Consider the following 370-nt stretch of genomic DNA (forward strand, 5'->3'; position numbering starts at 1 on the left):
GGTTCGGAGCGACTTGCCGCTCACCAGCCGGTCGCTCATAAAGTCCATCGACCAGACCTGATTCGGGGCGGTGGGCACATCCAATTCGCCCGGATAGTCTCGTTTGATGCGCCGTCGGGGCTGGATACGCAGATTCAGCTCCAGCTCCCGGTAAAGACGATACACACGCTTGTGATTCCAGGCGTAGCCCTTCACATTACGCAGGTACATGAAGCACAGCCCGAAGCCCCAGCGCTTGTGGCGCTGCGTCAACTTCAGCAACCAATCGGCTATCACGGCATTCTCGCCATTGAGCTTTGCCTGGTAGCGATAACAGGTCTCGCTGATGCCATAGATCTCGCAGGCCAGACGGATACTGAGGCCATGCTTG

At 57.8% G+C, this 370-nt stretch carries 1 pseudogene; it reads right to left on the bottom strand.

Annotated features, from left to right (window positions below):
- Positions 1-370, bottom strand: a pseudogene (locus tag F8C76_RS19355) (IS3 family transposase); the annotation flags it as partial.

The sequence above is a fragment of the Flagellimonas olearia genome, assembly GCF_009184425.1.
GTDB classification, from domain to species: domain Bacteria; phylum Bacteroidota; class Bacteroidia; order Flavobacteriales; family Flavobacteriaceae; genus Flagellimonas; species Flagellimonas olearia.